General features: G+C 65.8%; 23 protein-coding genes and 4 pseudogenes. 13 read left to right on the top strand and 14 right to left on the bottom strand.

All coding sequences use genetic code 11. From position 1 onward, the window contains the following. Positions 1-434: 434 nt before the first annotated feature. Positions 435-1,163: an SDR family oxidoreductase gene (locus tag ACFXGX_RS18595; RefSeq protein WP_384791932.1), complete on the bottom strand. Its 729-nt coding sequence runs from the start codon at positions 1,161-1,163 to the stop codon at positions 435-437. Between the two features lie 310 nt (positions 1,164-1,473). On the opposite strand from ACFXGX_RS18595, the pseudogene ACFXGX_RS18590 reads away from it, so the two are divergent. Continuing rightward, positions 1,474-1,674, top strand: a pseudogene (locus ACFXGX_RS18590) (SOS response-associated peptidase family protein); the annotation flags it as partial. 702 nt (positions 1,675-2,376) lie between these two features. Here ACFXGX_RS18590 and ACFXGX_RS18585 read toward each other — a convergent pair. Next, the gene (locus ACFXGX_RS18585; RefSeq protein ID WP_384791958.1) at positions 2,377-3,153 is read right to left on the bottom strand and encodes a polysaccharide deacetylase family protein; all 777 of its coding nucleotides are present in this window, start codon (positions 3,151-3,153) and stop codon (positions 2,377-2,379) included. 181 nt (positions 3,154-3,334) lie between these two features. Between ACFXGX_RS18585 and ACFXGX_RS18580 the strand changes: the two genes are divergently transcribed. The 5 genes from ACFXGX_RS18580 (at position 3,335) to ACFXGX_RS18560 (ending at position 8,181) form a co-directional block, all read left to right on the top strand. Next, positions 3,335-3,760 (top strand): hypothetical protein, encoded by a 426-nt coding sequence (locus tag ACFXGX_RS18580; protein WP_384791929.1) that lies wholly within the window; start codon positions 3,335-3,337, stop codon positions 3,758-3,760. 768 nt (positions 3,761-4,528) lie between these two features. Beyond that, on the top strand, positions 4,529-4,996 hold the full coding sequence (locus ACFXGX_RS18575) for a lamin tail domain-containing protein (protein WP_384791927.1): 468 nt from the start codon (positions 4,529-4,531) through the stop codon (positions 4,994-4,996). Positions 4,997-5,443: 447 nt separating this feature from the next. Beyond that, complete coding sequence (locus tag ACFXGX_RS18570; protein WP_384791955.1) at positions 5,444-5,740, top strand: hypothetical protein; 297 nt, start codon at positions 5,444-5,446, stop codon at positions 5,738-5,740. Positions 5,741-6,098: 358 nt separating this feature from the next. Next, entirely contained in the window at positions 6,099-6,758 is a 660-nt protein-coding gene (locus tag ACFXGX_RS18565) for an HNH endonuclease family protein (RefSeq protein ID WP_384791924.1), read from the top strand. Between the two features lie 559 nt (positions 6,759-7,317). Continuing rightward, positions 7,318-8,181, top strand: coding sequence for a hypothetical protein (locus ACFXGX_RS18560; protein WP_384791921.1), 864 nt, complete (start codon positions 7,318-7,320; stop codon positions 8,179-8,181). A 228-nt stretch (positions 8,182-8,409) separates the two neighbouring features. Here the strand turns inward: ACFXGX_RS18560 and ACFXGX_RS18555 are convergent, their stop codons facing one another. From ACFXGX_RS18555 to ACFXGX_RS18545, 3 genes are all read right to left on the bottom strand, one after another. After that, positions 8,410-8,532, bottom strand: coding sequence for a hypothetical protein (locus ACFXGX_RS18555; RefSeq protein ID WP_384791918.1), 123 nt, complete (start codon positions 8,530-8,532; stop codon positions 8,410-8,412). A 206-nt stretch (positions 8,533-8,738) separates the two neighbouring features. Continuing rightward, positions 8,739-9,011: a hypothetical protein gene (locus ACFXGX_RS18550; RefSeq protein ID WP_384791915.1), complete on the bottom strand. Its 273-nt coding sequence runs from the start codon at positions 9,009-9,011 to the stop codon at positions 8,739-8,741. 279 nt (positions 9,012-9,290) lie between these two features. Beyond that, on the bottom strand, positions 9,291-10,076 hold the full coding sequence (locus ACFXGX_RS18545; protein WP_384791912.1) for a hypothetical protein: 786 nt from the start codon (positions 10,074-10,076) through the stop codon (positions 9,291-9,293). Positions 10,077-10,224: 148 nt separating this feature from the next. On the opposite strand from ACFXGX_RS18545, the gene ACFXGX_RS18540 reads away from it, so the two are divergent. The 5 genes from ACFXGX_RS18540 to ACFXGX_RS18520 all read left to right on the top strand — a co-directional run bounded on the left by ACFXGX_RS18540 (position 10,225) and on the right by ACFXGX_RS18520 (position 15,082). Beyond that, complete coding sequence (locus ACFXGX_RS18540) at positions 10,225-10,491, top strand: hypothetical protein (protein WP_384791909.1); 267 nt, start codon at positions 10,225-10,227, stop codon at positions 10,489-10,491. 565 nt (positions 10,492-11,056) lie between these two features. Continuing rightward, positions 11,057-11,962, top strand: coding sequence for a U32 family peptidase (locus tag ACFXGX_RS18535; RefSeq protein WP_384791907.1), 906 nt, complete (start codon positions 11,057-11,059; stop codon positions 11,960-11,962). A gap of 173 nt (positions 11,963-12,135) precedes the next feature. Then, positions 12,136-13,275 carry a sugar ABC transporter substrate-binding protein gene (locus ACFXGX_RS18530; RefSeq protein WP_384791904.1) on the top strand — a complete coding sequence of 380 codons (1,140 nt, stop codon included), beginning with the start codon at positions 12,136-12,138 and terminating at the stop codon, positions 13,273-13,275. Beyond that, positions 13,272-14,321, top strand: a complete 1,050-nt coding sequence (locus tag ACFXGX_RS18525; protein WP_384791901.1) for an ABC transporter permease — start codon at positions 13,272-13,274, stop codon at positions 14,319-14,321. Before ACFXGX_RS18530 ends, ACFXGX_RS18525 begins: the two co-directional genes overlap by 4 nt. Continuing rightward, a complete protein-coding gene (locus tag ACFXGX_RS18520; protein ID WP_384791898.1) occupies positions 14,318-15,082 on the top strand; it encodes an ATP-binding cassette domain-containing protein in 765 nt (254 codons plus the stop codon). The genes ACFXGX_RS18525 and ACFXGX_RS18520 overlap by 4 nt, the downstream gene beginning before the upstream one ends. Positions 15,083-15,769: 687 nt before the next feature. On the opposite strand, the gene ACFXGX_RS18515 is transcribed toward ACFXGX_RS18520, so the two are convergent. The 7 genes and pseudogenes from ACFXGX_RS18515 to ACFXGX_RS18485 all read right to left on the bottom strand — a co-directional run bounded on the left by ACFXGX_RS18515 (position 15,770) and on the right by ACFXGX_RS18485 (position 23,070). Then, on the bottom strand, positions 15,770-16,102 hold the full coding sequence (locus ACFXGX_RS18515) for a hypothetical protein (protein ID WP_384791896.1): 333 nt from the start codon (positions 16,100-16,102) through the stop codon (positions 15,770-15,772). A gap of 316 nt (positions 16,103-16,418) precedes the next feature. Beyond that, positions 16,419-16,976, bottom strand: coding sequence for a hypothetical protein (locus ACFXGX_RS18510; RefSeq protein WP_384791893.1), 558 nt, complete (start codon positions 16,974-16,976; stop codon positions 16,419-16,421). Positions 16,977-16,994: 18 nt separating this feature from the next. Further along, the gene (locus tag ACFXGX_RS18505) at positions 16,995-19,208 is read right to left on the bottom strand and encodes a hypothetical protein (RefSeq protein ID WP_384791890.1); all 2,214 of its coding nucleotides are present in this window, start codon (positions 19,206-19,208) and stop codon (positions 16,995-16,997) included. A gap of 315 nt (positions 19,209-19,523) precedes the next feature. After that, positions 19,524-20,144, bottom strand: a pseudogene (locus ACFXGX_RS18500) (IS5 family transposase); the annotation flags it as partial. A gap of 422 nt (positions 20,145-20,566) precedes the next feature. After that, a complete protein-coding gene (locus ACFXGX_RS18495; RefSeq protein WP_384791887.1) occupies positions 20,567-21,787 on the bottom strand; it encodes a hypothetical protein in 1,221 nt (406 codons plus the stop codon). 2 nt (positions 21,788-21,789) lie between these two features. After that, positions 21,790-22,839: a radical SAM protein gene (locus ACFXGX_RS18490; RefSeq protein WP_384791884.1), complete on the bottom strand. Its 1,050-nt coding sequence runs from the start codon at positions 22,837-22,839 to the stop codon at positions 21,790-21,792. Positions 22,840-22,875: 36 nt separating this feature from the next. Then, entirely contained in the window at positions 22,876-23,070 is a 195-nt protein-coding gene (locus ACFXGX_RS18485) for a hypothetical protein (protein ID WP_384791881.1), read from the bottom strand. Positions 23,071-23,234: 164 nt separating this feature from the next. Between ACFXGX_RS18485 and ACFXGX_RS18480 the strand changes: the two are divergent. Continuing rightward, positions 23,235-24,504 (top strand): annotated as a pseudogene (locus ACFXGX_RS18480) (IS256 family transposase); the annotation flags it as partial. 23 nt (positions 24,505-24,527) lie between these two features. Next, the gene (locus tag ACFXGX_RS18475) at positions 24,528-24,788 is read left to right on the top strand and encodes an SDR family NAD(P)-dependent oxidoreductase (protein WP_384791952.1); all 261 of its coding nucleotides are present in this window, start codon (positions 24,528-24,530) and stop codon (positions 24,786-24,788) included. 525 nt (positions 24,789-25,313) lie between these two features. On the opposite strand, the pseudogene ACFXGX_RS18470 reads toward ACFXGX_RS18475, so the two are convergent. Both ACFXGX_RS18470 and ACFXGX_RS18465 read right to left on the bottom strand, forming a co-directional pair. Then, a pseudogene (locus ACFXGX_RS18470) lies at positions 25,314-25,541 on the bottom strand (IS5/IS1182 family transposase); the annotation flags it as partial. Positions 25,542-25,554: 13 nt separating this feature from the next. Continuing rightward, positions 25,555-25,758, bottom strand: coding sequence for a hypothetical protein (locus ACFXGX_RS18465; protein ID WP_384791878.1), 204 nt, complete (start codon positions 25,756-25,758; stop codon positions 25,555-25,557). Positions 25,759-26,917: the final 1,159 nt, after the last annotated feature.

The following is a 26,917-nucleotide window of genomic DNA, read 5'->3' as shown; positions in this document are numbered from 1 at the left end:
CCCGCCGGTTGACCGCAGCCCCCTGCCGGCGGGGGCCGGCCCCGGGGGTGTGTCCCGAGGGCAGGGCACCGTTGTAACCCTCAGAAGCCCCATCTCAACCGACTATGGATCGCGGGGCGCCGGAGCACGTTGGTGGGCTCGCGCCCGGGCCCACCGACGGGGAACCGACGAAATGCGGCTCGTGGGGTGACGGAATCCACGGGCGGGTCAGTCGGCCTGACCGCCGCCGTACGTGTGACTGATGGGCGGGTTTGGGGGGCTTTTGGGGAAAAAAAAGCCCGAGACACTGATCGGCCCGCCCCGCGGCAGTCGTTTTCATTGCGGACGTTTTGGGCAATTTTGGCCAAAATACCCCCCTCAGTCACATGGAGCACCTGTCGGCTACCTGGATCGTCCGCGTCTGGCCGAAGTGGAGGCTGGAGGGCGCGAGCGGTTCAGGAGAGCCAGTCGGTGTAGCGGGTGGGGGCGAGGTGGGCGTCCTTGTCGGTGAGGACGTCACCCTTGACGACGGCAAACATGCCGGCGGTGGGGTCGGTGACGACGGTGCGGCCGTCGCCCTTGTGGGTGAGGGTGATCCGGCCCAGCTCGTCCAGGGAGAAGACCTCGGGCCCGGCGATGTTGCGAATGCCCCCCAGCGGGGCGCCCGCGGCGACTTCCGCCACCGCGTCGGCCACGTCCTTGGAGGCGATCGGCTGGATCGGCGTGGCAGGCAGCCGGACGGTGTCGCCGTCGGCGGTCCAGGACAGGACAGCGTCCATGAACTCCATGAACTGCGTCGCGCGGACGATCGAGTAGGGGACCGGCCCTGCCGCGAGGATGTCCTCCTGGAGCACCTTGGCCCGGTAGTAGTCCAGCTCCGGCACCTGGTCCGCGCCGACGATCGAGAGAACAACGAAGTGGCCGACGCCGCCCTTCAGGGCCGCGGCCAGAAGGTTGTCCATCGAGGTCTGGAAGAAGGCCGGGGAGGCTTCGTCGAAGGTCGGGGAGTTCGTCAGGTTGACGATGACGTCGGCCCCCGCCACTGCTTTGCCCAGTCCCTGGCCGCTGATGACGTCGATTCCGGTGGACTGCGCGTGCGGCACCGCCTCGTGCCCGACAGCGTTCAGATTCTTGACGACCTGCGACCCGATCAGCCCGGTACCGCCGATGACCGCGAACTTCATGACATGCCTTTCGCCAGGAGATGTGTCCGAAATATTGCACAAAATCTCTATATGGACGTTTGATATGGGGTCAAGGTCGTACATCCGGCCAACGTGTTGCTCAACTGGTCAACTCCCGCAGTCAGTGGCCAACTAGAAGCTCAGTCACTCGTTCGTCGACGTTCGCGCCGCGGTGGGTTCCCAGATTTGGGACGCCGACCCTGCTCGGGGATCTTGGGCCGTTCCTGGAAGGTGAACTCGGTGGCCAGCGCCAGGGTCCGGCGGGCCTCCTTGGTACTGGTGGAGGGCTGATTGCGCTGCCGAGCGTGACCGCGGCCACCCCCGTATGCCGCTCGCCCTCACCCCCGAGCGCTATGACGCCTGGCTGGACCCCGGCCACCAGGACCCCGATGAACTGCGGGCCCTGCTCGGCCAGCCGGCGGACGGCCACCTGGACGCCCGCCCCGTCTCCACCGCCGTCAACAGCGTCCGTAACAACGGCTCCCAACTCCTGGACGAACTTGTCTCCTAGGAGCTGTGGTCAAAATGTCAGGCCAATACGGCCAGAGGGGGCGATGTCGGCCTGAGAACCCGTTCCTGGGTCCGTGTCGGCGGCCAGGTGGTGTGAAAGATCGTCAGGTGAAGAGGTCCGTGGACAGCCCCACGGCGAGGAAGGCCATGGCGACCCCGCTCACCAGACTCACGAACAGGCTTGGTTTGCCGTAATCCTGCAGACGGGCGCGTTCGGGTTTGGGTGGGTCCTACCGGACGCGTATCCGCGTCCCGTAGTCGATCGCATACATCAAGCCCGCCACGCATCGACTCGTACAAGACTTTTGCCTGCCCCTTCACCGTTCTCTGCAGGGCAGTGACCTGCAGTGGTGGGGGCTGTGGTCGGGGTCCGGCTGGTGGTGGTCGGGGGTGCCGGAAAGTGATGTGGCTGGTCGGGGCGGCTGTTTCTACGGTGAATGCCGTTCGGACGCGCTCCGCCCGCCCCCGTGCGGGGCGTGTCCGGGTGTTTCGTGGCGGTGGGTCCGGCGCCACGGCCGGCTGGCGTCTGCCGGTCCCGGGCAACGTCTGGGACGAGGCACTCCAGACGATCGGTAAGAGCTGAGCACCTGCAATCGCCGGCACCGGTCAAGGAGGAAGAACACTCCGCTGCCAGGACTGGTGTTCCCGGAGACGGGACTTGTCGCCCTTCGACCTTCGACGCGGTCGTCCGCACGTCAGCCGGTCACTTGTAGATCTTGCCGGGCTCGGCCTGTGCCGGAGCGAGCAGCTGGGAGACAGTCACGAAGGTGTAGCCCTGCTTGCTGAGCGCTTTCAGGATGGAAGGTATGGCCGGCACGGTGCCCTTGTGTAACGGGTGGAGCAGGATGATCCCGTCGCGGCCGGCGCCCGCGAGCACGCGCTTGCTGATCAGCGCCGTGTTGTTCGTTTCGTAGTCCTTCGCGGTCACCGTCCACAGCACCTGCGCCATCCCCAGTTCTCTCGAGATCTTGGAGACGCGGTCGTCGGTGCGGCCCTGGGGCGGGCGCATCAGCGTCGGCTCGCTGCCGGTGATACTGGAGATGGCCTGTGCCGTGCGGCGCAGCTCGTTGCGGATCTGGGCGTCAGAGACATCGGTCAGCACCGCATGCGTCCAGGTGTGGTCCCCGATCTCGTGGCCGTCCCTGGCGATCCGTCGCACCACATCCGGGAACTCATGGATGCGCCGGCCCTCAAGGAAGAACGTCGACGACGCCTTGTACTCCTTCAGGAGGTCCATCAGCCGGTCGGTGGGTTCGCCCGGGTTGCCGTCGAAGGTGAGCGCGATGCACTTGACCTTCCGGCAGTCCACCTGCCCCGACGGTGTGACTGCTCCCGACGCGGCACGGTCACGCTCCTCACCCGGGGAGAGCGTCTCCATCCTGTTCGCCTGGATGACCATGACGGCGATCACCGTCACGGCTGCCACCACGGTCAGGGCGAGGAGTATCAGTAAGCGAGGCCGCCTTTTAAGGATCTTCATCTCAAGGAGAAGATTTCGACGCCGCAAGGGTTGCCCAGCGGCCTCAACAGTGAGGCAGGACACGTGTGCGCAGCGCGTTTCGAGTGAGTTGCAAGCACGACCTCGGCTGCGTTCCGCGCCGGCGCCTCTCCGACGTGTTCGGCGGTCGGCATAGCGTGACCGCACTGCCGAAGTAGGAGGCGTGTTGATCTACGAGTATCTGCCCTACGAATTCGTCCGGCTGGGGGTGGTCTGGAAAGCGGCCGGGCTCGATCTCAGCACGGTGGCCGCACAGGTGTGTCTGGCTCAGGAGCGTTCCGGGAACGCGCGGCTGGTCCCGCGCGAGCCTCAGAATCTGAGCGAGCTGCTCATCGCAGAGTTGCGGCGTCGTCAGTGGGAGCGGATCGCGAGTCTCATGAACAGGGAGGGGATGGCCACGTACGCGCCCTCTCGCGATGCACGTGCCCGCCGATACGAACCGCAGGGGCTGCAGCGGCTGGCGAACGATGTGGCGAAGGCCGAGCGGTCGGGGGTCGGCACTGTGCAGATCGAGCGGCACAGGGTGCCGGCCAGCGGACGGCAACCTGGACGCTCGCCCTGTCTCGGCGGCCGTCGACAGCGTCCGTAACAACGGCTCCCAACTCCTGGACGAACTCGCCTCCTAGAGCCCGTCCCCGGCACCGCCCTCATTGTCCGAAGAGCAAGCGCGCCGCACACAGGCAAGTCGCCCCGAGGCGCCGTACGCGGTGCCGGAGCCCAACCTGGGTTTGGGGCACGTCCGCTCGCCGCACCGCCGGACGCCCCTTCCGCCCCTTGCCTTGCGCGGTCTTCGATGACGGAGTTCCGCCTGCGGCCAGCATGCTGCGCTCTTCCGGGCGTGCGCTACGACTGATCTTGAGCTGGTCGGCGGAAGTCGCGCTGGTTGGTGATGCGTTGGTGGTCCAAGGAAGGACGCCCTGCTTCCTGCGGGGAAATGCAGGTGCAAGGCCTGCCCGGCGCTCTGTGAAGACCCTGTCCCGTTCCGCGGGCGGGGTCTTTTTTGCCGTCCAGAGCTACTGGCCGAGACAAAGGGGCTGTTACTCACTTTTGGGTGACGGCTGGCTGCCTGGTGGGGTGGCGGTACCTGGCGGGCAGTGCCTGATGGCCAACTGCAGCAAGGCTGCTGAGGCCGGGCCCGCGTCAACGTCGTGCGGCGGCGAAGTGGATGGCTGTTGCAGCCAAGTGTCACGGTGCTGCGGTTGATCAGTAACGCGCCCCGGATCGCGTTCACATTCAGACGAGTCGGAGGGCATGGTGTGAATGCGCGGCCGGCTGGCCGCCACCCGCACACCGCACAACCCGGCACCTACCAGGGCGTTTTCAGGGCTGTGCCCGCACAATTGCAGGGGGATTCCCGATGACCGTATCCACATCTGCCCGTCGCCTGACCGCCGCTGCGCTGACCGCCGCTGCCATCACCGCCGCGGTCGCGGTCCCGGCATCGGCCGCTGACCCCCGCCCGCACCGCCAGGCGGTGGAGATCAGCGACGTGCAGTACGACTCCCCGGGCCGTGACGACCGCTCCAACCGTTCCCTGAACCAGGAGTGGGTGGAGATCACCAACAACACCCGCCGCAGCGTGAACCTGGACGGCTGGACCCTCTCGGACGAGGACGGCCACACCTACACCTTCGACCACTACCGTCTGGCCGGCCGTGCAACGGTCCGCGTCCACACCGGCATCGGCCGCGACACCCGCACTGATCTCTTCCAGGACCGCCGTGCCTACGTGTGGAACAACGACCGCGACACCGCGACTCTGCGCAACGACCACGGCCGCTTCATCGACGACGCCTCCTGGGGCCGCCGCCACTTCCACCACTGACCAGCCGTGAATCACCACTGCTCGCCCGGCCCGCTCCTCGCCGGGCGAGCAGTGGTAAAGCCGGGGTGGGCCGGGCCGATCACCTGCGGCCCGGCCCACCGTCCTGTCCGGGACTGCGGGAACAAGTTCGGTGACGGCCGGTGGGCCGTGGTCGATGTACGGGACTGGAGCACGGCGCGCAAGTCGCACCCGCGGCTGTGCGAGAACTGTCAGGACCAGGCCGTCGCGGCCGAACAGCAGGCTGAAGTCGGCGAACGCGAGCGCCAGGACCAGGAGGGTCACCGCCAGGAGACGGAAACCGAGCAGGCCGTGCAGAAGGCCGGCGGCTGGTTCGGACGTCGGCGCCACCTGATCCGGCCATGGCAAGGCGCAGCGACCGACCATGCAGGCAAGCCCAAAGTGCTGGGCGAGCCCGCGTTGTCGGTGGCGGCTGCAACGCTGGAGGGCATGAACGGCGACGAGCAGCTGCTGAACCGGCGTGTCTACGGCGCGGACCACGAGGACCCCAACCCCGGCCCGCTCCCGCACCGGACCTACGCCGCATTGGTCGGCGGACCGCTGGACGGCCTGCTGCTGGACATCCACGGATGGCGGACCGAGGAAGTCGACGACGGCGTGGCCCTGCCCACCGAACTCGGGAAGTGGCCCGGCGGCCGCGCCCTGTACGACCCGCACCCCGGCGAATCCCGCATGTCTGGACCGGGTGTGACGTGCCGTTTCTACTACTCCGGCGACACCCCCTGACCGCCGCCACATCCTGGCCATCGCCCCGACCACGATTGGTCAGCGCACCGCCGACCCGCTGACCGGCACCGGCTCGCTACATTTGCCCTCGATGGCCATCCCGCGACGTCAGCCGACCACGCGCGAGGCAAAGCTTTGGTCAGCGGTGATCGCAGAGGGCAGGCTCGTGTCGTTTCGTCGGGCACCCCGCTCAGCGACGGCACCAGCGCGGGGCGATGAGCGGCCCGGGCCACGCAAGAGGGTGAGCTGCAAGGGTCAGGGCGGAACTGCGCTGCAGGGACTGGTGGCTTGCCGCATTCGGGTGACTGGTGGTGGCGCCGTCGCGGGGTGACCGTTTCTGCTTCGGTAGTCATGCCGCATGACGCTCAAGAAGACGCTGATCTGCACGCTGGCCGCGGTGGCGCTGGCCGGTGGCCTGCCGGTGGCCGCGGCACAGGCCCATGACCTGACCCGGGTGGGGAGTGTGCGCGAATTGATTGCCGAGCTCCCGGTGGCGGGCGAGGTCAGGGCCGGCTACGAGCGCAGCAAGTTCCGCCATTGGATCGACGCCGACAAAGACGGCTGCAACACTCGCATGGAGGTGCTGAAAGACGAAGCGGTCGAGGCGCCGACACAGGGCGTCAACTGCACCCTCAGCGACGGCCAGTGGTTCAGCTACTACGACGACGCCCTCGTGAACGGGGCATCCGGCCTGGACATCGACCACATGGTGCCGCTCGCGGAAAGCTGGGACTCCGGCGCCTACGACTGGACGCCCGAGCGCAGGCAGGCATACGCCAATGACCTGGGATGGTCCCGCTCCCTGGTGGCCGTGACGGCCAGGACGAACCGGCAGAAGGCCGACCAGGACCCCAGCACCTGGATGCCGCCGGCCGTCGACGCGCAGTGCCACTACGTGGCCGACTGGGTGAGCGTCAAAACGCGCTGGCAGCTCAGCGTGGACCCCGCGGAACTGCAGGCGCTGCAGCAGGCTGCCGCAGGGTGCCCGGACGAGGAACTGGCCGTGCCACTAGCCTGAGACACCCCGCCGCCCCGTCCCTGCGGTCGGCACCAGCGCCAGCAGGGGCGATGTCGGGCTGGGAGGTTACTTCCTGCACGGTCCGGCCGGGCCGCCACCGGCCGTGTCCGAGCAGCTGCTCTTCGGCCGGGAACAGCAGCCCACAGCCCGCCCAGTCGTCGACGTCGCGGCCCTGCGCACCGACCTTCAGGCCTTGGAGCCGGCTGCTGAACAGCTCGGCTGCCTCAGCCGCACCGGGAGCCCGGGCCCACCTGCCGGTGGGCCGGGAAGCCCCGATGGAGGCCTTCGAACGCATCGCGGCACAAGACCCCCGTCTTCCGTGTCACCGCCGACCACCTTGCCCCGGCCGCGGCCGGCACATGGACCCGGCGCGGCAGACAGGGACGGAGCACGCGGTGCTGCACCGGCGGGTGGAGTCCTCCCACACAACGTTAGGAGCGGGCCGGGGCCAGGAACCGCTGAGGTAATACCGGCAGCGGGCCGCGCCGAGGCATCTGGCCAGCCGTGACGCTCCTGCCCGATGCCCCAACACCGTGCCCTCGGGCTGATCTTCGGGAGAATGACTGTGGTTGATCTCGGCTTCGTGGGTCCCAACAGACCCCCCAAGGACTACCGGTTCCTCAGCATCACCGACGGCGACACCCCCGACATCGCCATGCCGGTGCGCATGGTGTCCATCGACACCCCGGAGACCCACTACGGCGGCGCCCCGACCACCGCCCAGGCCGCTCTCGAGCGCACGAAGACGCGACTGCAGGACGGCACCTACGACGCACTGCCGCAGGACCTGCGAGACTACCTCGTCTCCCGGATCACCACGGACGCCGCGGAGCGCCACCAGGCCGCGGGCCGGGCGGCGGCAGAGGCCCACACGACGATGGTCGCCAACCGCCTGGCCCGCTCGGACGGCTCCCAGCGCAAGATGGCCGTGATCGCCACCGGTGAACTCCTCGAGGACCACGGACGCCTGCTCGCCTACACCGCGCCCTGGTTCGCCAGCAGCGCCTCGGATCCGCTGCCGCCACGCGACGATCCCCGCCGACGGACGTTCAACCTGGACATGGTGGCGCTCGGCTGGGCCGCCACCTTCCTCATCTACCCCTCCATCCCGTCCGCGAAGGATCTGAACCTGCTGCTGGAGGATGCCGGGACCGCCTGGGCGCAGCAGCTCGGGGTGTGGGCGCAGTTCGGGCAGGACCTCCTGCTGGGATACGAGTACCGGGCCTGCATCAAACTCGGTGCGGCAGAACTGGCCGACCCGGCCGAGGCGATCGACCAGGCCTATCAGCGGGTGTGCGTGGACCTGCGGACACTGACCGAGACCGGCCTGTACGGCTATCACCGGGTCCCGCCCCAGCACCGGCTGTGGATCTGGGCAACCGACCTGGAACAGGCCCGCAGGGATCTGCCGATCACTTCCTGATCCGGCCGGACGCAGTTCGGTGACGAACCCGCCGGCGGGCAGGCCGTGCTGCCGCCCAACCACCGGCACACCCCCGAGAGCGGGCGGAGCGAGGCCTGCGCGGTCACCCCGAGTCCGTTCGCCTCGACTCGACTTCTCCGGAGCTGAAGCCCGCTCGGGAGAAGCCGCAGCGGGCAGGACCGATACGGTGAGCCCGGAACCACGCCTCGCCGGTGGTGGCGCGCCCGTTCACAAGGAGGTCGCCACCCAGTCCCAGGGCTTGTCGGAGATCTGCTGGAGCAGACTTTTGAAGGCGGCGCCGTTGAGGAGCAGGCTGTTGTACTCCATGGGGATCCGCTTGTCGTTGATCACGGCGGTGGGTGTCCCGGGGCCCTCGGGTTCCTTCGCTCCGCCGGCCTTCTCGTAGGCCTTCTCGGAGGCGGTGACGAGGGTCGACAGAACGCCCTTCGTGGCCCGTACCTACGTTGTCGCAGGCACAGCGCTGTTCACGAACGAGGGCGACGGCGTGTGCCGCCCCAAGGAGAGCGCCGGCAAACGCAAACTCCTGGGCGAGGACACTACGGCCTGGCCGCCTCGGCCCACAGCGTTGAGAGTAGAGCCGCCGGTACGGCGACGACGATCACCCTGTCGGCCGCCGCGACACCGACGAACCGGCCGACGGTCCACACCCCGTCAACGTCCACACCCTGCCCGGCCAGCGGCACCTCGTGGCCTGGGGACGCTTCCGTGACACCGCGGCGATGTGCCAGCACTTCCTCGACCTCGCCGAACAGCCCGACACGAACCCCGATCAGGCGCAGTTCCTGCGAACCGTCGCGACCGACGACCACCTACGCACCAACGCCGACGGTCGCCGGGCCATCCTTCAGGACGATGCGACCCATCGCTGGTACCTGACGGCCACAGAACTGCCGGTGCACTACGCACAGAGACTCGGGCCGCATCGCGAAGAACATCAAAACCGGTCATCCCGTCATCGCCGGTAAGAAGGTCACCGCCAGCGGCCACCTGGTCGTCGAGGTCGAGGTAGGCACGGTCTACCCCGGCAATCTTGGTGCAGAGGGAGCGCACTTCATGTCTGGCGCCGCCGCCGTCGTCGCCGCCCGCCGCTAGGGAGTTGCAATGCGCTCAATCTCTTTGATGTTCCGCAGAATCCCCAGCATGGCCACGATGACCTCCTTCGTTGCGGCGACGTCATGCTCCAGCGTCTTGGAGGATTGCAGGCGCTGCTGCAATGACGGATACGTGAAGCCCGCATCAGGCTCGTCGAACGATTGGCGGGTGCGACGGAGGGAACGCATCGGCTGCGCACTCAGGTTGTCCAGCTCCCTGAAGGCCTTCCGCATCGCGGTGTACGCCTCCTCGGACAGCCACCGCCCGCCTACCTCTTCCAGCCGAGGGCGTACGTCGCGATCAAGCCGGCCCCAGTCCTGTACCACTTGAGCAAGCCACGCCTGTCGCTGTTCGCCCGCGAGCGCGAAGACTTGGTCGATGACCACCTTGCGAGCGTCGTAGGCCTCGCCGACGATCCTGTTCCGGCGCATCGCCTCGGCGGTCACATCGAGGTGGTCATTCCAGGCATTGTCGAGCGCTGTCTTCAGCTTGACGTTCATCTTCCGCAGCTCGATGAGGCCGCCGATCGCCTGCGCAGGATCAGGGTTGATGAACCCCCTGACGCTCGTCGCCCGGAACCGTGCAGCAACCACCAGCGCACGGCGGGTTGCTGCACGCCGGATGGCTGCATCTGCCTGCATCGACCCCAGGTGAGAGAGCACCACCAGGGCGAATGGAACGCCAAGTAGCAGCCCTGTGAAGCTGGACAGAAGGTTCGTCAGGAACTCGCGATTGTGCCACCATCCATGATTGTCCCCCCACAGTCCGAGGAAGAGCGCCACGCCCCAAGCGGGGACGGCTATGTAGGCCACCCATCGAATCGCCTTCGGGGTTTCTGACCACCAGTTCCGCAACCCAGCCATTCGTACTTTTCCCCCTTGATCCTGCGAGCACGCGACAGTACCGCGGCCACCAGCAACAGTGCGCGCCATGGCTACGACACCCACCATCAAGAGGCCCGCCGCGGCGGAGCAGACCGAAGCTGTCACCGAGACTGCCGAGGCCCGCCCCGAGACCGCTCCCCGTACGGCCCCGACCGTAGTCGGCCCGCCCCTTGGCATGGACGAGAAGCCGGTCACCGTCACCCTGTCGCACCACCTGCGCATCGACGGGACCGACTACACGCCCGGAGCCAAGGTCACCGTGTCGACGAAGCCTCCTGGGGCTGCCGCCACTTCCACCACTGACCGGGCCTGAACCACCACCGCTCGCCCGGGACTGCGGGAACAAGTCGGTGACGGCCGGTGGGCCGCGGTCCGTTCTGTCGCGGGGGCACTCAGTGGTCAGCTGTCGTACTCGTGCACCGTATGACTGCACCGGAGGCACGGCCGCGCGCTGCACGCGGGATTCCTAACGTTCTCGGGTCGCTGCGGGGCCCCCGGGTTGCGGCGACCCCTGCCGCGGCGAGCCGGCGTTCTCCGGGGCGGACCGGTTCACGCTGGCGGAAGAAGACCCCGGATGCCGCTTCGGCCGCCCTCAGTTGCGCGGAAGCCCCCACTGGGGAGTCTCTGCCGTCAGGTTGTACCCGCAGTCTCCTCAAGTGGACCCCGCGTGCGCGGACGGATTGGTGTCAGTCGCTGAGTAAAAGGCGGCCAGCACCGGCGGTGCTGGATCGGAGCAACCGGCACGTGAGACATGACGTCGCCGGAAGCCCGCCCCACAGATGACTTGGCCGACCGTTGACGGGCCGTCATTGGCTGCCTACCGTCCAAGCGCAGCAATGTCGAACACGGTTCGGCATATCGATCGAGAGAAGGTCCGAATGGACGGCATGGAAAAGTCACGGCGGTCGCTGTCCGCGCTCGGGCTGCCGGATCGGGACCTCGGGGAACTGCCCGACTCCGCCAAGCGCTTCCCGGACGGCGCGCAGTACCGGGTGGAGATCCCTTCGGTCGAAGGCCCAGGGCCGTTCCAGGCGGTTATGGATGAGGCTGAGCGACACGGCATCCGGATACACCGCATCAGCCAGGGCAGCGGAATGATGCTCCTCGCCGAATCGGAGATCGAGCAAATGGTGGCGCTCGGCTGCGAACGCGACGTGGAGGTCTGTCTCTTCGTCGGACCGCGCGGTGGCTGGGACATCGGCATCCAGGCCACGTCCGTCGCGGGTGGCGGTGCGGCGGCGGTGCTGCGCGGGGCCGATCAGCTCGCGTACGGGGTCGAGGACGTCATCCGGGGCTGCGAACTCGGAGTGCGCAGCGTGCTCGTGGCCGACATCGGCCAGCTGTGGGTCCTCGGCCGAATGCGGCGGTCCGGCGATCTGCCGCCAGACCTGGGGATCAAGTCGTCGATATCGATGCCGACGGCCAATCCTGCAGCCGCACGGGTGCTTGAGGACCTCGGGGTTACCACGATCAACCTGCCGATCGATCTCACTCTCGCCCAGATGGCGGCGATCCGGGGCGCAGTCGACGTGCCGCTGGACGTCTATGTGGAGAGCGCCGATGACTTCGGCGGTGTGGTCCGTTACTACGAGATCCCGGCCCTCGTGCGTGTGGCGGCTCCTGTCCACCTCAAGTTCACGGTGCGAAACGCGCCGTCGCTGTACCCCTCCGGAGCGCACCTTGCCGACGCGGCCGTGGCGACTGCGCGAGAGCGCGTGCGGCGGGCGGCGATCGGTCTTTCCGTGCTCCGACGGCATTATCCAGAGGCCAAAGCCAGCCTCTGACCGGGACGACGCGGGCATGGCGGGACCGTCGATCCACGGACGAATGTTGGCGAAACCGTAGCCCGCTGAGAGCCTTGACGACCCACCGGGCCAGTTCTACGTTCACCTCCACCAAACGTTCCGAACGCCGTTCGAAATATCGGGCAGCTTGGACCGAGCGCACCGGAGTGATCATGAAGAAGATCGATCCGCAGGTGGAACAGGCCGTCGACACGCTCGGCCTGAACGGGCTGGCCAGGCGGCGGCTGCTGAGCGGCGCCGGAATGATGAGCGCATCGGCTGCCGCGGCCGCCTTACTGTCCGCCTGCTCAGCCGACAACAAGAGCGACAACAACAAACCTGGCGACGGTGTCGGCGACTTCCCCAAGACCCCGAAGTGGAGGTTCGTGTTCGTCAACCACGTCACGACCAACCCGTTCTTCACTCCGACGCAATACGGCGCGGCAGATGCCTGCGCACTCCTGGGCGCCTCGTTCCAGTGGACCGGCTCGAAAGACTCGAGTGTCCCGGAAATGGTCAGCACCATGTCCGCGGCCGTCTCCGCGAAGGCCGATGGTATCGCGGTAGCGGTCGTCGACAAGAACGCCTTCAAGTCGCCCGTCGACAAAGCCCTGGACGCCGGAATCCCGACCGTCTCGTACAACGCGGACGGCGCGAAGGGCGATCCGGGGACAAGCCGGCTCTGTTACATCGGCCAGGACCTCTACCAGTCCGGGGTCGAGCTGGGCCGCCGAATCGCCTCGGTGATGCCTTCCGGCGGGGACGCAGTCGGGTTCATCGCCACCCCGGGCGCGCTCAACATCCAGCCGCGCATCGACGGGGCCACCGATGCGATAGAGGCATCCGGCAAGTCGATCAACTTCAAGTCGATCGCCAGCGGCGCGGAGCTTCCTCAGGAACTGTCGACCATCGATGCGTATGCCAGCGGACACAAAGACCTCAAGGGCCTGTTCGCGGTCGACGCGGGCTCGACGGAGAGCGTCGGGAAGGTCGTGAAGAAGTACGGCCTCAAGAAGAAGGGCGTGGTCGCAGGAGGATTCGACCTGAACCCGAACACCCTCACCGCGATCAAAGCGGGTGACCTCGACTTCACCATCGATCAACAGCCCTATCTGCAGGGCTTCCTGAGCGTGCTGTACCTGTGGATGTACAAGCTATCCGGTGGCCTGGTGATCCCGAGTGTCACCGACACCGGCCTGCTCTTCGTGACCAAGGACAACGTCGACCCGTATCTGCAGACCAAGACCCGGTACGAAGGCTCCAGCACGAGGCAACAGCTGATCAAGCGCTCCGGCGCCATAGGACACGCATGAGCGAGCGGACCGTGCAGAACGCGACCAGCGGGAAGACCCCCGCCGGCACCCCGCCGGTAAGGCGGCACGGCCCGCTGCGCCTCGCCTTCGAGGCGTTCGTCATCCGCCGCGAGGCCACCATCTTCATCGTCGCGGTGGGCCTGCTGCTGTACTTCTGGGCCAACAACTCCGACTTCCTGGCCCGCAGCAACCTGGTCAACCTCTCCCAACAGACTGCGCCGTACGCGATCATCGCAGCGGGCATGGTGCTGCTGCTGGTCAGCGGGGAAATCGATCTGTCGGTGGGCGCCGTCTTCGCGCTCTCGCCGTTCCTGATGCACTACATGATCGACTACTACGGCACGTACCCGATCATCGCCATCATCGGCTCGATACTGGCCGGCGCCGTCATCGGCCTCGCCAACGGCTTCGTAGTGGTCGTCCTCAAGGTACCGTCGTTCGTTGCCACGCTGGGCATGCTCTTCCTCATCCTGGGCATCATGCTGACCACGTCGCACGCGTACCCGGCACAGATTCCCGAGGCTGCGCACGGGGTGCGTGGATGGTTCGGGCAGTCGGACTGGTCGGAACTGATCTGGTGCCTGATCATCGTCGCGTACTTCCACGTGGTACTCACCCGCTCGCGCTGGGGCCTGCATACGATCGCAACCGGCGGCAACCCGCTCGGCGCGAGCGAAGCCGGCATCAGAACCGGCCGCATCAAGTTCGGCAACTTCATGGCTACCAGCGCCCTCGGCGCCTTTGCCGGAATCCTCGAGGCCTTCCGCGTCGACTCGATCGACCCGACCTCTGCAGGTGCAGATGGCGCGTCCCCGATGTTCACCGCCGTCTCCGCCGCAGTCATCGGCGGTACAGCCTTGGCCGGCGGATCGGGGACGGTCGTCGGAGCGCTGCTCGGCGCGCTCGTCCTCGCGGAGCTGCGCAACGGATTCAACTTCATCGGCATCAACGCCAACCCGTTCAACATCATCCTCGGTGCGGCGATCATCCTGTCCATGGTGCTCAACGTGCACCTGGCCGGACTGCGAAGGGAAGGCCGCCGATGAGCGGGACGACACCGGCGCCGGCGCTCTCCGTGGAGCACATGGTCAAGGGCTTCGGCGCGGTCACGGCGCTACGAGACGTGAACCTGCGCCTGGACAAGGGTGAGGTACTCGCCCTTGTCGGTGACAACGGCGCGGGAAAGTCAACCCTGTTGAAGATCCTCTGCGGTTTCCACCGGCCCGATGCCGGCCGCATCCTCCTGAACGGCGACGAGGTGACGCTCAAGTCAGTCGACCACGCCCGCTCGCTCGGCATCGACGCGGTGTACCAGGACCTGGCGCTGGTGAACGAGCTGACGGTCTACCACAACATGTTCCTGAACCGGGAGAAGACCGGCCTCACCCGGCTGCTGAACAACCGTGCGATGCGCAGGATCGCCCAGGAGCACTTGGACGAGATGGGGGTGAACATCCCGTCGGTCGATGTCGAGGTCGCCAAGCTCTCTGGCGGCCAACGCCAGGCCATCGCCGTGGCCCGTTCGGTCTATTCCGAGGCCAGGGTCCTCCTCCTCGACGAGCCCTTGGCCGCGATGGGCGCCAAGGAAGGCGCACTCATTCTCGACCTGGTCAACGACCTCAAGGACCGCGGCGAGGTCTCCGTCATCATCATCGCGCACAACTACGCCCAGGTCTTCGAAGTCTGCGACCGGGTCAACCTGCTTCAGCACGGCGAGATCACCTTCGACAAGCGCACGTCGGAGACGTCGGTGGCTGAGCTGACCGACATAGTGGTTGAGGAGTACCGGAAGTCGCGTACCAAATAGGCACCTTCGGGTGCAGCCACGTCGCGGCGAGTGCGCCGGAGAACCGGGCCCCGGCCGCTGGGCCCGGAGCCCCGCATTCTTCGCGGACACCGCGGGCGTCGGCTGAGCGCAGGCCGTCAGTTCCTGCTCGTGCTCGCCCACCCGCAGTGCGAGATCCCGTTAACGTCGCCCCTTCCATGCTGAGGTCCTCCAAGAAGCGAGCACCCGATGCGGGCGCATCCCCTGTGTGCCGCGCTGGGTCTGTCAACGGACAAGAGCAAGGTGGCAGGCTTCTGGTCGAAGCTGAACGGCTGGTCGAGCGAGGCTGGCTGGTGGAGGAACCGGGACTGTTCACGCCGTGCCGGACCCTGGCAGCGGCCGGGTACGCGCTGAAGCAGGCCGGGTCCTCCGCTGCGCACCGCCGCGCCGAAGTTGGGTCGGGCTCTAGTCCCTAGCGTCGAAGGTGCCAACCAATCGCACGATGCGAAAAGCGAGAGCCCGAAGACTGGAGCGTATGCGGCCGCTGCGGCGCCGGCCTTGGTATGGAGCTGCTCTGCTCGGGGAGCCAGCTGCGCCGCTGACGGGCCGCGTCGTACAGAGCCTTGCCTAAGCGGCGGGTCTTGCGCATGCCGACTGTGGCGTGGGTGAGGTTCAGCTTGTCGGCGATGTCGGTGTCGTCGTACCCCTTGTGGACTTATGCGACGTGCTTCAGTCCGAGCCGATGCCGAACAGCCACAGACCGTTCCGTTTGAATACGGTGAAAGGCTCCGTCTGGTTGGTGCGGCGGTAGTGGATGTATCCGCCGCGGACGTTGTAAGGGTCCTCGGCGGTGAACTCGATGGAGACCGTGCCCGCTGCGCCCTTTCCGTAGGTACGGATGACCCGGCGGGCGCCGGCTGCCTCGTCGCGGCGTGCGAACCGTTGGTGGTGCCAGGACAGGTCTGACAGTCCGTCCGCATCGCCGTCACGCATGCGTTGCACGTACAGCGTCATGTACAGCTTGAGCGTGTCAGGGGTCGTCTCGTCGCCTGTATATGTCACCGCTGGCAATCCGGCCCGGATCGCTGTTTTGCGTTCATGCTAGTACCACCTGTCGCGACAGCTCATGCTGGGCGCGGGCCAGCTGTGCTCACGCCGCTCAAACCTCGGTGCGGTGACCTTTCTCGGGTGGAAAGGGTCACCAGGGAGCTGATTCCGGCGCCGATGCCGACCGCCGCGCTCGTGGAGGGCGGGGCCGGGGCGATGCCGTCCTCGACGAGCAACGAAAAGAACCAACGGCCGTACAGCGGGGCGATCAATCACGCTAACCGTGCTGTGATGCGTGCGCTCCGGCACCGGTTTGCGGAAGGAGCACGCATCAGGTCCGTACCGTCACATCGGTCGTGGCGGTCAGGACGCGACGCGGCACACGGCTGATCAGGTCCAGCAGGACGTCGCGTTCGTCGTCACGTTGCCCGAAACGTCCGAACCACTGCTCAGGACGGGTGCTCTCGGTGGAGAAGGTCAGCCGGTACTGATACCGGCCTTCTGCCGCGGGCCGGAACTGCGTGAAGACGGTCAGGGGAAGGCCGGCACCCCCTTCTCCGGTCGTGGGATCGAAGCCCTCGTGCGGGGAGAGCCGACGGAAGTGGGACCGCAGCAACGGGCCGACGAGGGGATCCTCCGCCCAGGGTTCGGCGACCGCCTGCCCGTTGTAAAGAACCGAACTGCCGTAGTGCGGGAACCGTATCCCCGCCTCGGAACCGTCGAGTACACCGACGATCCACACGTCCGTGTCACTAACATTGCGCAGCTCCACTTCGATGGGAACCGGCTCGCCGACGAAGTGCAGGCCCACCGCCGCACGCAGGACGAGCTGGACGGCGGCGGCCGCCCGGCCGCCGCCCTCACTGTCGGAGGGAGTGGACTGGGACATGAAGGGCTTCCTCCGGCCCTACCGGCGCGTGTTCTCTTCCTTGGTCCGGTTGGCCTGGGCCTCGATGTCCCGCATGACGTGGTCACTGAGGTTCTTGCGGCGGAAGATGCCCACCATCTCGTCCATCACCTCGGTCGCCCGTCGCGTATCGCCCGCATCGGCCTCCACCCTGGACAGCCGCCGCATCACCTGATTGAGAGTGATGTTGTCGACACCCCCCTCACCGACCGAGGATTCCACCACCTTGCTGAGCTGCGCGATGCTCTCGTCCGTGTTGGCACGACGGGTACGCAGCTCTCTGCCAGCGGTGAGGTCCTTGAAGTCCCTCGAGGCACCGAAGCCCTTGACGAAGCGCGGGTAGACGGCCAGCGGGTGGTCGGGGTACCGGTCCAGTACCTGGTCGAGAGCCTCGTTCCCCGTCCTGAGGGTCTCGGCCGGGGAGCCCCGTAGGTACAGCAGCGTGCCCTGCTCGTCGCCGGACAGCAGCTCGGCGACATCCTCGTCCGCATCGGTACGGGGTGCGCGGACCGTGAGCTGATGGACCTGGGAGAGCACCCGGGAGCCGTCCGCGGCCGAGTACTCGGCCCGCAGCTGGTATCGGCCGGGCTGCTGGAAGTAGAAGCCGTCCTTGCCGTACCCGATGTAGGCACTTTCGTAGATCGCAGGCCGGTCGGCGTCCAGAACCGTCCGGATCTCCTGGTCCGCACAGCGGAGCAGCGAGGGCCTGTATGTTCTGGTCTCGCCCGAAGGGGTGCGGATGGCGATGGTGACGAGGCCGTCCTTGGGATGCAGACGTCCATGTGTGGTGCATCCGCGCAGGTTCGTAGTGGCGAGTTTGAGTTCGACGACGACCGGCTCGCCGAACCGGAAGGTTCCGCCCGAGCGCAGTTCCAGCGTGAGGCCGGAGTTGTCGACGACCGGGTCGTCGAAGAGGCCCACGTCGATTTCGGCCGCCCCCACACCGAACGGGTTGCCGCCCATAATCACGTCACGGTAGAAGCCGTGACGCAGATGCACGAGTTCCGCGTCGGTGAACTGGAAGGGGAACGCCGCCCAGTAAGCGGCCGGCCCGCCGGGCGCCGGCGGCAACGGCTGGTAGTTCTGTACGTAGTTCATCCAAGACAGGTCCCCGAGACCGCCGTTGGGGCCGAGCGGCTGGGGCGGGTCGGCGAAGTTCTTCTGCCAGGAGTGCAACAGGTTGAAGGCGTGACCGAGTTCGTGGACGTACGTGCGCAGCTGCGCCCGCTGGTTGGCCGCGTCATCGCCCTTGATGGCGTCGTAGAACACCGCGCAGCCCTGCCGCTGGAAGGTCCCGCCGGCGTCGAACATGATGCCTCGAACACCGTCGTCGACGTACGAGGTGGCCACCAGCTGCCATACCTGCCACTGGGGGACGTCCCGCCAGAGGCTGAAGTGGTTGACCATGGCGTTGTGCAACTCCGCGTCATTCCACCTTGAGTCCGAGCCCGCAGTGTCGGTGGGGATGACGTCGGGAGTCCCAGCGATCTGCACCTCGATCCCTGCCTCCGCGTACGAGGCCGGCACGGTCAGGACACGTGCCGGGCTTGTCGGCGGTTGCGGCAGCGACCCTGTGTTGTACGAGACGAACGGGACCGCTCCCGCCACCGAGTCCTGTTCCAGCTTGACGCTGCGGAAGTGCGGTGAGACGAAGGTGCACAGGTAACTCGCGCTGGGCTCCCCGCCGTCCGTGGAGAACCGCACGGTGGCCTGGCCCGGGTGGGGCGTAGCAGTCGTGCTCCGGGGGATCTTTACTTCGACGTGTGGGGACAGGACGGGAAAGCTGAACCTTCCCCGTCCGGTGAGTTTTACCGAGGTCTCTGTGGAGGTGGCGGTCAGCGCGTCGACGACGAACGAACCGACGTGATTCGTGGTCGCTCCGCTGACCTGGAAGAAGTCTCCGCTGATCCGCATCATGGGCCGCGAACCGTCCACGTCGACGCGCAGTTCGAGTAGTGTCCCGACACCTCCGCTGCTGTAGCGCCCGCTGACCGTCGTCCCCACGGCCGGACCGGCCTGTTCCAGCACGGTCCGCGCCTCGAGCCGTTCCACGCGAGTCCTGAGCTGCGCCAAGTCCTTGGCGTCCCGCTCCACGAGCACGGCTTCCACGGTGCCGCCCTGCTTGGCTTGCTGCTGTGTCGGCTCCTCGAAATCGTTCCTCGTGACGGGCCGCACCGACCCATCCACCGTCGTGGGGTCCGACATGATCGACATGGTTCGCCTCCTGTGTACGGATACGGTCGAGCTGTCATCGGGGCGCATGGGAAGTCAGGTCTGTCGGGCCGACACCACCAGCGTGTGCCTGCCGCAGGAGCGTCGCAACTGGGCCGCCCGCACGGTTTATTGCCTGGTCAACCGCTGTGGCACACCGCCCTCACGCCCTCGGGTGATCGAGTTGCCGCGCCCGGCGAACCTTGAGGTATTGCTGCCTTAGGGGCGAGGCGATCAGGGACTCCTCCATGAAGCGGAACCACACCGTCATCGGGGTCGGCGGGGTCGATTTCGAGGCGGTGGAGCTGGATGCTCCGGTGGGCGGATGCCGTGCTGCCACAGCAGCCGACGGTACTTGTCGTGGTCGTAGCCGCGGTCGGCAGCAGGGCATCGGGTCGGCGTCTGGGTCGCCCGGCGACGCCGGAAACCGCGGGGATCTTGTCGATCAGGGGCAAAAGCTGGGTGACGTCGTTGCGGTTTCCGCCGGTCAGTGACACTGCGAGCGGGATGCCCTGGGCGTCGGTGACGACGTGGTGCTTGCTGCCCGGTCGTGCGCGGTCGACCGGGCTGGGTCCGCTTTGGGGCCCCGTCGAGCGGCCCGCACGTGGGAGGAGTCGATCACCGCCCGGGACCAGTCCAGTTGCTTCGCGGCCCGCAACTTTCTCAGCAGCACCAGATGCAGTTGATCCACACGCCGGCTTCGTTCCACACGGCCAGGCGCCGCCAGCAGGTCATGCCCGAGCCGAAGCCCAACTCCTGGGGCAAGTACTCCCATTGGATGCCGGTATGCAGCACGAACAGGATCCCGCACAAGGCCTGCCGGTCCGGCACTCGCGGTCTGTCCTCGACCAGCTTCGGCGCCGGCTCGGGCGGCAACGGCTCAATGAGCGACCACAGTTCATCCGACACGATCCACGGCCGCGACTGACGTGTTCCCACACTCGGACCTACACCGGGCCGAGGTGCGGACAACCGGCAGCGTCATCGACAGCGTCCACCGCTGGTCCGGCCAGCCGTGCGCCACCGGCCCCTTGGCCAGTTCCGCTTCCAACACGGCGAACTACGCCTCGCTCAGCCGTAGCAGCGAGGCCGAACCCGCCGACCGCAGGGCCCTCGGACCGCCATGGTCCCGCCGCCGCTATCGCTGCACCGACCGGACGCTGACCCGTAACTCCTTCGCGATCACCGAGCTCGGCTCACCTTGGACGAACCCCTCAGCGGCCTTCAGCCGGACGCGTTCGCGGAACTGCCTGCATTCATCGATCAGGCCCCCGCCCTGCGCATACCTCATGACAACGACGTACTGCGGGGATCAAGCTCTGTCACCAGCTACGGCAACCCGAGTTCAACCTCAGTAGGCATTAATCAAATGGAGCCAGGGAACGGTGGAGCGCGGGAGATCCAACTTCATTGTCCAATGCAACAGCCTCGACAGCGCGAAAAAGGTCGAGGACTGGTGACGGGCCCTGCAGGTCCGAATCGGCCTCACGCACAGAGCGCACCTCAGCGTACAGACTGTGTCTGCCGAGAGAGTCATATTCGCGCACCCAGTTTGGGGATTCTGGGTGCCCCGGAGCCAGGCGAAGAGCTGAACTCAGGAAGAAGAATTGCAGTGGTTCATCCTCGTAATCGTTACAGACGTCCAGTCCACGAAGGATAGTAGCAAGAGCGTACTGCGACTCTCCCAGCGCCTCCATCAAAACACTCACCTGCTTGAGCTGACGAAGAATTGTCGGCGAATCCTTGGGGCGCTGAGGCTCTACATAGGAGAGGAAAGTAACAATACCCTTTGCACGGTGCAGCGCTTCACTGGTGCGACCGAGCATGATAAGCCCAGTCACTTCGTGCAGGCCGTAGGCTGCTTCATCGAATGGGGAAGCAAAGGATGCATCGACTGCACATGCTACGGCTTTTTCTGCATCACCTTGGTGAAGCAGCCCCAAGATTTCACCTTCGGTAATGAAACCGTGAGATTTTGTCGGCACGATGCGTCGAGATCGCGAGATGGCGGATCGCAGGCCTGCAAAGTCCCTCACCCTCAGATAGCCCTTTAGCGTCTCCAGGGTATATACGTTCCATAGAATGCTTGGCAGTGCTGATGGGCCTTCAGCTAGAATGGTCTTCCATGCGTCGGATGACAGAAAGCAAGGACCCAGTCTTGCTGGCTCCAGATCGGCGAGGTGTTCAGCAAGGACGAAATGTGGCAGCGCCTCGTTCAGATCTCCACGAAGCACATGTAGGCGCCCGATGTTGATCCAAGGCTGGATCGCATGGCCGAGAATCCTTGCGTCCGAATTTTCTGTGAACCGCTGCGCAACCCATGCAAGCTGGTATTCACACATCTGCAGTGCTTTATCAAAACACCTCGCCGAGGCGACCGCAAAGCTTGCCTTATTCAAGCAAGATGAAATGCTAGAGAATTCTTCAGGTTCAGTGGCCGATGCCACGTTCAACCCATTCAATTCTCTATGCAATCGCAGCGTCCACTTTTCCAGGGGTGGACGAAGCAATCTTTCGTGATGGCGCAAAAACTCGCGCGACGGCAAGGATGGCTTCGAAGGATTAGAAGACCACTTCGACATTATTAGGCATCCTTACCCGGCTTTGGGCCAATTTGGAAAAGTTCAGGTGCACGCAATGTAAACCCGTCAGCGGGACAGCGAAGGGCCTGTCGATCGCCGTTTCCCCAACCTCGCAACCAAGGTTGAAGCCGGTCGTTTCGAACGTCCAGTGTGCCATCGGGCCTCAGTGTTCCCAAATCATTAGCTGGGTCAGTCAGCGACACCGTGCACTTTCCCAGCATGCCGTTTGCGCGAATCATTAGGGAGTTGGGGCGGGCCGCATAGCATGCGTGACCATCCGAACGAGAAGGCTCGTTTTTCTCCGGGTGAAGGATCGCGTTCAGGCGAGAAAGCGTTTGCCTTCGAGTCCCTTTGTCGAGGATCTCCGTAGTGGCATCATTCGGACCCCCGAGGTGAGCCACCGGCTTGAGATTGACCGAGAACCGCGTATCACCCAAGAAAACGTCCCGAAGCCGTGCAAGAAAATCCGGCATAGCGGAAAGGTTGTCAGGAGTAACGTGAACCCTCAATGAAACCTTAACAGGCGCGTCACTGTCTCGAATGGACAATAGGTTTCGCCAAAGCCGCTCGAACGATCCACGCCCATCGGCTCGCACCCTGGTGCGGTCATGTAGTTCCTCGGGGCCATCCAGGCTGATCTGGAAATCGCGAACTCCTACAGGAGTCAGGCGATCCAACATCGCGCCGTCGAGCAGGTAGCCGTTAGTTGTGATGTCCCCGCTGTAGTCCAGTCCCGTACCCCGAGATGCAGTCATAATGTGGCTGGAAATATCCTCAACCACGCTAATGGCCAACAGTGGCTCGCCGCCGAACCAAGAAACTTTCAGGCGGCGAAGGTCGCTGAGGCGGTTATCGATCATCCGCTTAACCCCTTGGATGATCTCAGGCTTCATTCGCCCTACAGAGAAATCTTCGTAGCAGTATGTGCAGCGAAAATTGCACTGCTCTGTAGGTAGCAAGATGAGATGAAGGACATCGTCACGCAGGGAAAACATGCGATCCTGCTCGGCGCTCGACATCCCTGTATCGCGCCCCGCCTCTGCCTGCTTCATGGGAAATCGTCTTCCTTTTGCCTTGCAGAGTACGTACTACTGGGGAAGCTCTTCCGGGGCACAGTTGTGGTTACAGTCGCTTCCGTTACCGCTGTCCATCGGGGCGTCAGCCCCCAGTTCCCGCACGCGCTTAGCCAGATCAGGGTTATTGATGACGATACGTCCGGTGCGGTCGATCGCCACGTCGGAAGGCTTCAGTTCGGCGAGAACCTTTCCCAGATCTTCAGACATTTTCTTCCCTTTCCTTGGCTCTATGCGGATACAAGTCGCATCCTAGAGTGAATCTGTACCTCACTGCCTAAAAAAGACGCACCTTCTGGCAAATGCCACTCGAATAGACCAGGTGGGGGACTGTAAGACGTTCGGTGTAACTCCCGATCATGGAAGATGCATCGATGACCAGTGAGAACGTGTCCGAGTCCGAAGCTGTCGAGCCCGTGAAGGCTGTGTCGGTGAAGGCCCTGGACGACCAGTTGATCGACGAGCTGGTGGGCCGGGCCCAGGCCGAGGGGCTGCGGCTGACCGGTGAGGGCGGGCTGCTGCAGCGGCTGACCAAGCCGCTGCTGGAGTCCGCTCTGGAGGGCGAGATCACCGACCATCTCGGCTACGGCAAGCACGACCCGGCGGGCAAGGACGGCGGCAACTCCCGCAACGGCAAACGCTCCAAGACGGTGCTGACCGATGTGGGGCCGGTGGAGATAACCGTGCCCCACGACCGCGACGGCTCCTTCGAGCCGAAGATCGTCAAAAAGCGGCAGAAGCGCCTGACCGGCGTCGACGAGATGGTCATCTCGCTGTCCGCCAAGGGCCTGACCACCGGCGAGGTCCAGGCCCACCTCGCGGAGGTCTACGGCGCCGAGGTCCCCGCCAGACCATCTCGACCATCACCGACCAGGTCCTCGAGGGCATGACCGAATGGCAGAGCGCCCGCTCGACGCCGTCTATCCGGTGATCTTCATTGACGCCATCCACGTGAAGATTCGTGACGGCGCGGTCGCCAACCGGCCCATCTACGTGGCCCTGGCGGTCACCGCCGAGGGCCGGCGGGAGATCCTGGGACTGTGGGCCGGCGACAGCGGTGAGGGCGCCAAGCACTGGCTGCACATCCTCACCGAGATGAAGAACCGCGGCGTCAGCGACGTCCTCATGCTCGTCTGCGACGGCCTGAAAGGCTTGCCCGAGGCGGTGGAAACGGTCTGGCCCAGGACGATCGTGCAGACCTGCGTGGTCCACCTGCTGCGGAACTCGTTCCGCTATGCCGCCCGCCAGGACTGGGACAAGATCGCGCGTGTCCTCAAGCCCGTCTATACCGCGGCGACCGAAGAGGCCGCACTCGATCGGTTCGCCGAGTTCGCCGACACTTGGGGAAAGAAGTACCCGGCGATCGTGCGGCTCTGGGAGAACGCATGGGAAGAGTTCACCCCGTTCCTCCGTTTCGACACCGAGATCCGCCGCATCGTCTGCACGACGAACGCGATCGAGTCGGTCAACGCCCGCATCCGCCGGGCGGTCAAGGCCCGCGGACACTTCCCCAACGAGCAGGCCGCGTTGACGCGCGTCTACATGGCGATCATGTCGCTCGACCCCACTGGCAAGGGCCAGGTCCGCTGGACCATGCGCTGGAAGACCGCACTGAACGCCTTCGACATCACCTTCGACGGCCGCCCGGCGCCATCGAGGACGTCCCCATGGACGAGGCGAGCCGTCAGTTCGAGGTCAACGTCTTCGGCGCCATGCGTCTGGCCCAGCTCGTTCTGCCGCAGATGCGCGCCCAGCACTCCGGCACCATCGTCGACATCACCTCCATGGGCGGCAAGATCTACACCCCCCCTCGGCGGCTGGTACCACGGCACCAAGTTCGCCCTCGAAGCCCTCAGCGACTGCCTGCGCCTGGAGGCCAAGCCCTTCGGCATCGACGTCGTCGTCGAACCCGGCGGCATCGCCACTGAGTGGGGCGCCATCGCCGCCGACCAGCTGAAGAAGTCCTCCACCGCCGGCGCCTACGCCAACCAGGCCGACGCCGTGGCCTCCTCCCTGCGCTCCGAAGCCAACACCAAACGCAACTCCCCGCCCCAGGTCATCGCCGACGCGATCGGCAAGGCTGTCACCGCCCGCCGCCCCAGGACCCGCTACGCCACCGGCTTCGGCGCGCGCCCCCTCATCGCCCTGCGTCGCGTCGTGTCCGACCGGACCTTCGACACCGTCATCTCCCGCGCAGTCGGCCTGTCCCGCTGAACCGTCAGGGAGGCACTCACGACGCGCAAGGTGCTGTCGGTCTCGTGAACAAAACCAGGACAGACTGATGCGGCGGCTCAGCAGGTGAACTCTCGGCCAGATCACGGGAGTTCGTGGAAGAGTGGGGTGCGGACCCGGTACCGGGGATTTCTGGGAGGAGACGGTGACCACCGTCTCCGAGAGGATCAGTCCCCTTGGGCCTGGCGGGAGGCGGGCTGTCCGCTTCTGCGAGAGGACCGGCGGGTGATGCGCCTGGTCAGCAGGGTGATCGCGGCCCAGGTGATCAAAGATTCCGAGTGCTGTATGAGCCGTTCGTAGTCCCGGGCGTGACGACGGGCATGCACACGCGAGCGACCTCTCAACGGCCCAGCGGCGGGGCAGGATGACGAACCCGACAGCTCCTTCGGCCGGCTGATGGTCTTGAGCGTCACGTTCAGGTGTTTCTTCGCCCAGGTCACGAGCTTAGAAGGTAGGACAAGCTCAGCCGGTGTCGTCCGGTACGTCGACCGTGAGGCCGCCGTGCTGGCCGACCTTCCAGACCAGGCCCCAGGACTCGATCAGCTCCCGGATCGTCTCGGGCCCGCCGTTCTCCATCGCGTGCAGGAGGGCGAGTTGTCTGCCTTTGAGCCGCTCGGGGGGTAGCTGGCAAGGGTCTCCGACGACTTCTTGGAACCAGGCTGCCATGGTGATCCTCACCTGTGAGCCGGGCTTTTGACGTGCCATGCGTGCCTCCGGGGTGTGACGGTCAAGGTGACTTTGCCGGGTCAACGAGCGAGGCGGGACAGGCGGCGGCAATAAGGCCTCGTCCTGCCGCTCACGCATATTGCCCGGACCCGGGACGGCCAGGACCACCGTGTCGGCGGCCCCGGCCGCGATCGCCGGAACGAGCCCGTCGAGGAAGTCCCGGGCGCTCTCGCGTGCGCCGGCGACGGACGTCGCGGAGCGAGGGCTGCGACGTTGACGGTCTTCGTGTCCATCGGGTCTCCCTGGTCTTTGGATCGCCTGTCCCCGGTCCTGCCTGCCCGGGGGTGGTGCCCGGACTGCGGCCCGCTCGCCCGGATCCACTCCCGCCCCCATCGCTGTTCGGGGTCGATTACCTCATCCTCGACTACGCAGAAATCTATGTTGGCTGGAGTAGACATTGGGAGATCGTCTGGCTATGGTTTCTCTCGTAGCCCAGAGGGACAGCAGGGCCCGGCAGACACGAACTGCCGGGAGCAGTGCATGCAGTTGCAGTGCGCAGGGCGGTGCGGTGGTGGAGTTTCGAAGCCAGGGTGGTTGCAGGACGGCGACGGAACTGACAACCGGACCGGGTGGCCCGCAGTGATCAGGGGCCGCCGTGGGCAGAACCGCAGTTGATGCAGTGGCAATACCCGCAAGTGCAGTTCGCAGGATCCAGCAGTGAAGGTATGTGAGTGGTTCCTCGGTGAAGGCGTCGGCTGCGGGCGCGCGCACCGGGAGGTTCGGCAGTGGGGTTCTAAGCCAGAGCATTCGCAGGACGGGCGACGGGGCTGGCTGCCGGAGAGTGGCGCTGTCACAGGCCACAGAGCAGTACGCAGTGCCAGCAGTAGGTAAGTGATTGATCCCAGAGGGAAGAAACGGAGGAGCGAGGCGCCATCAGGATCGCCCGGGCGGAAATGCTGAGCCCGGGTACCGCAGGACATCGATAGTGAGGTGGTCTCCGGTCGAGCAACCGCGATCCCCGCACAGGCTCTCACCCCCCGTGAGCTGGTGCGGAAAGAGAAGGCCGGTGCAGTATCAGGGCCGGCAGATGGTGTAGCAGTTCCTTCGGGGCCCTGGCGGCAACAACGCCAGGGCCCCTCCACGCGTTCCACAGAGAGGT

Source organism: Streptomyces sp. NPDC059371 (assembly GCF_042751995.1).
In the GTDB taxonomy this organism is placed as follows: domain Bacteria; phylum Actinomycetota; class Actinomycetes; order Streptomycetales; family Streptomycetaceae; genus Streptomyces.
Note: the sequence above shows the minus strand (reverse complement) of the source record. Positions and strands in the feature narration are given on the sequence as shown.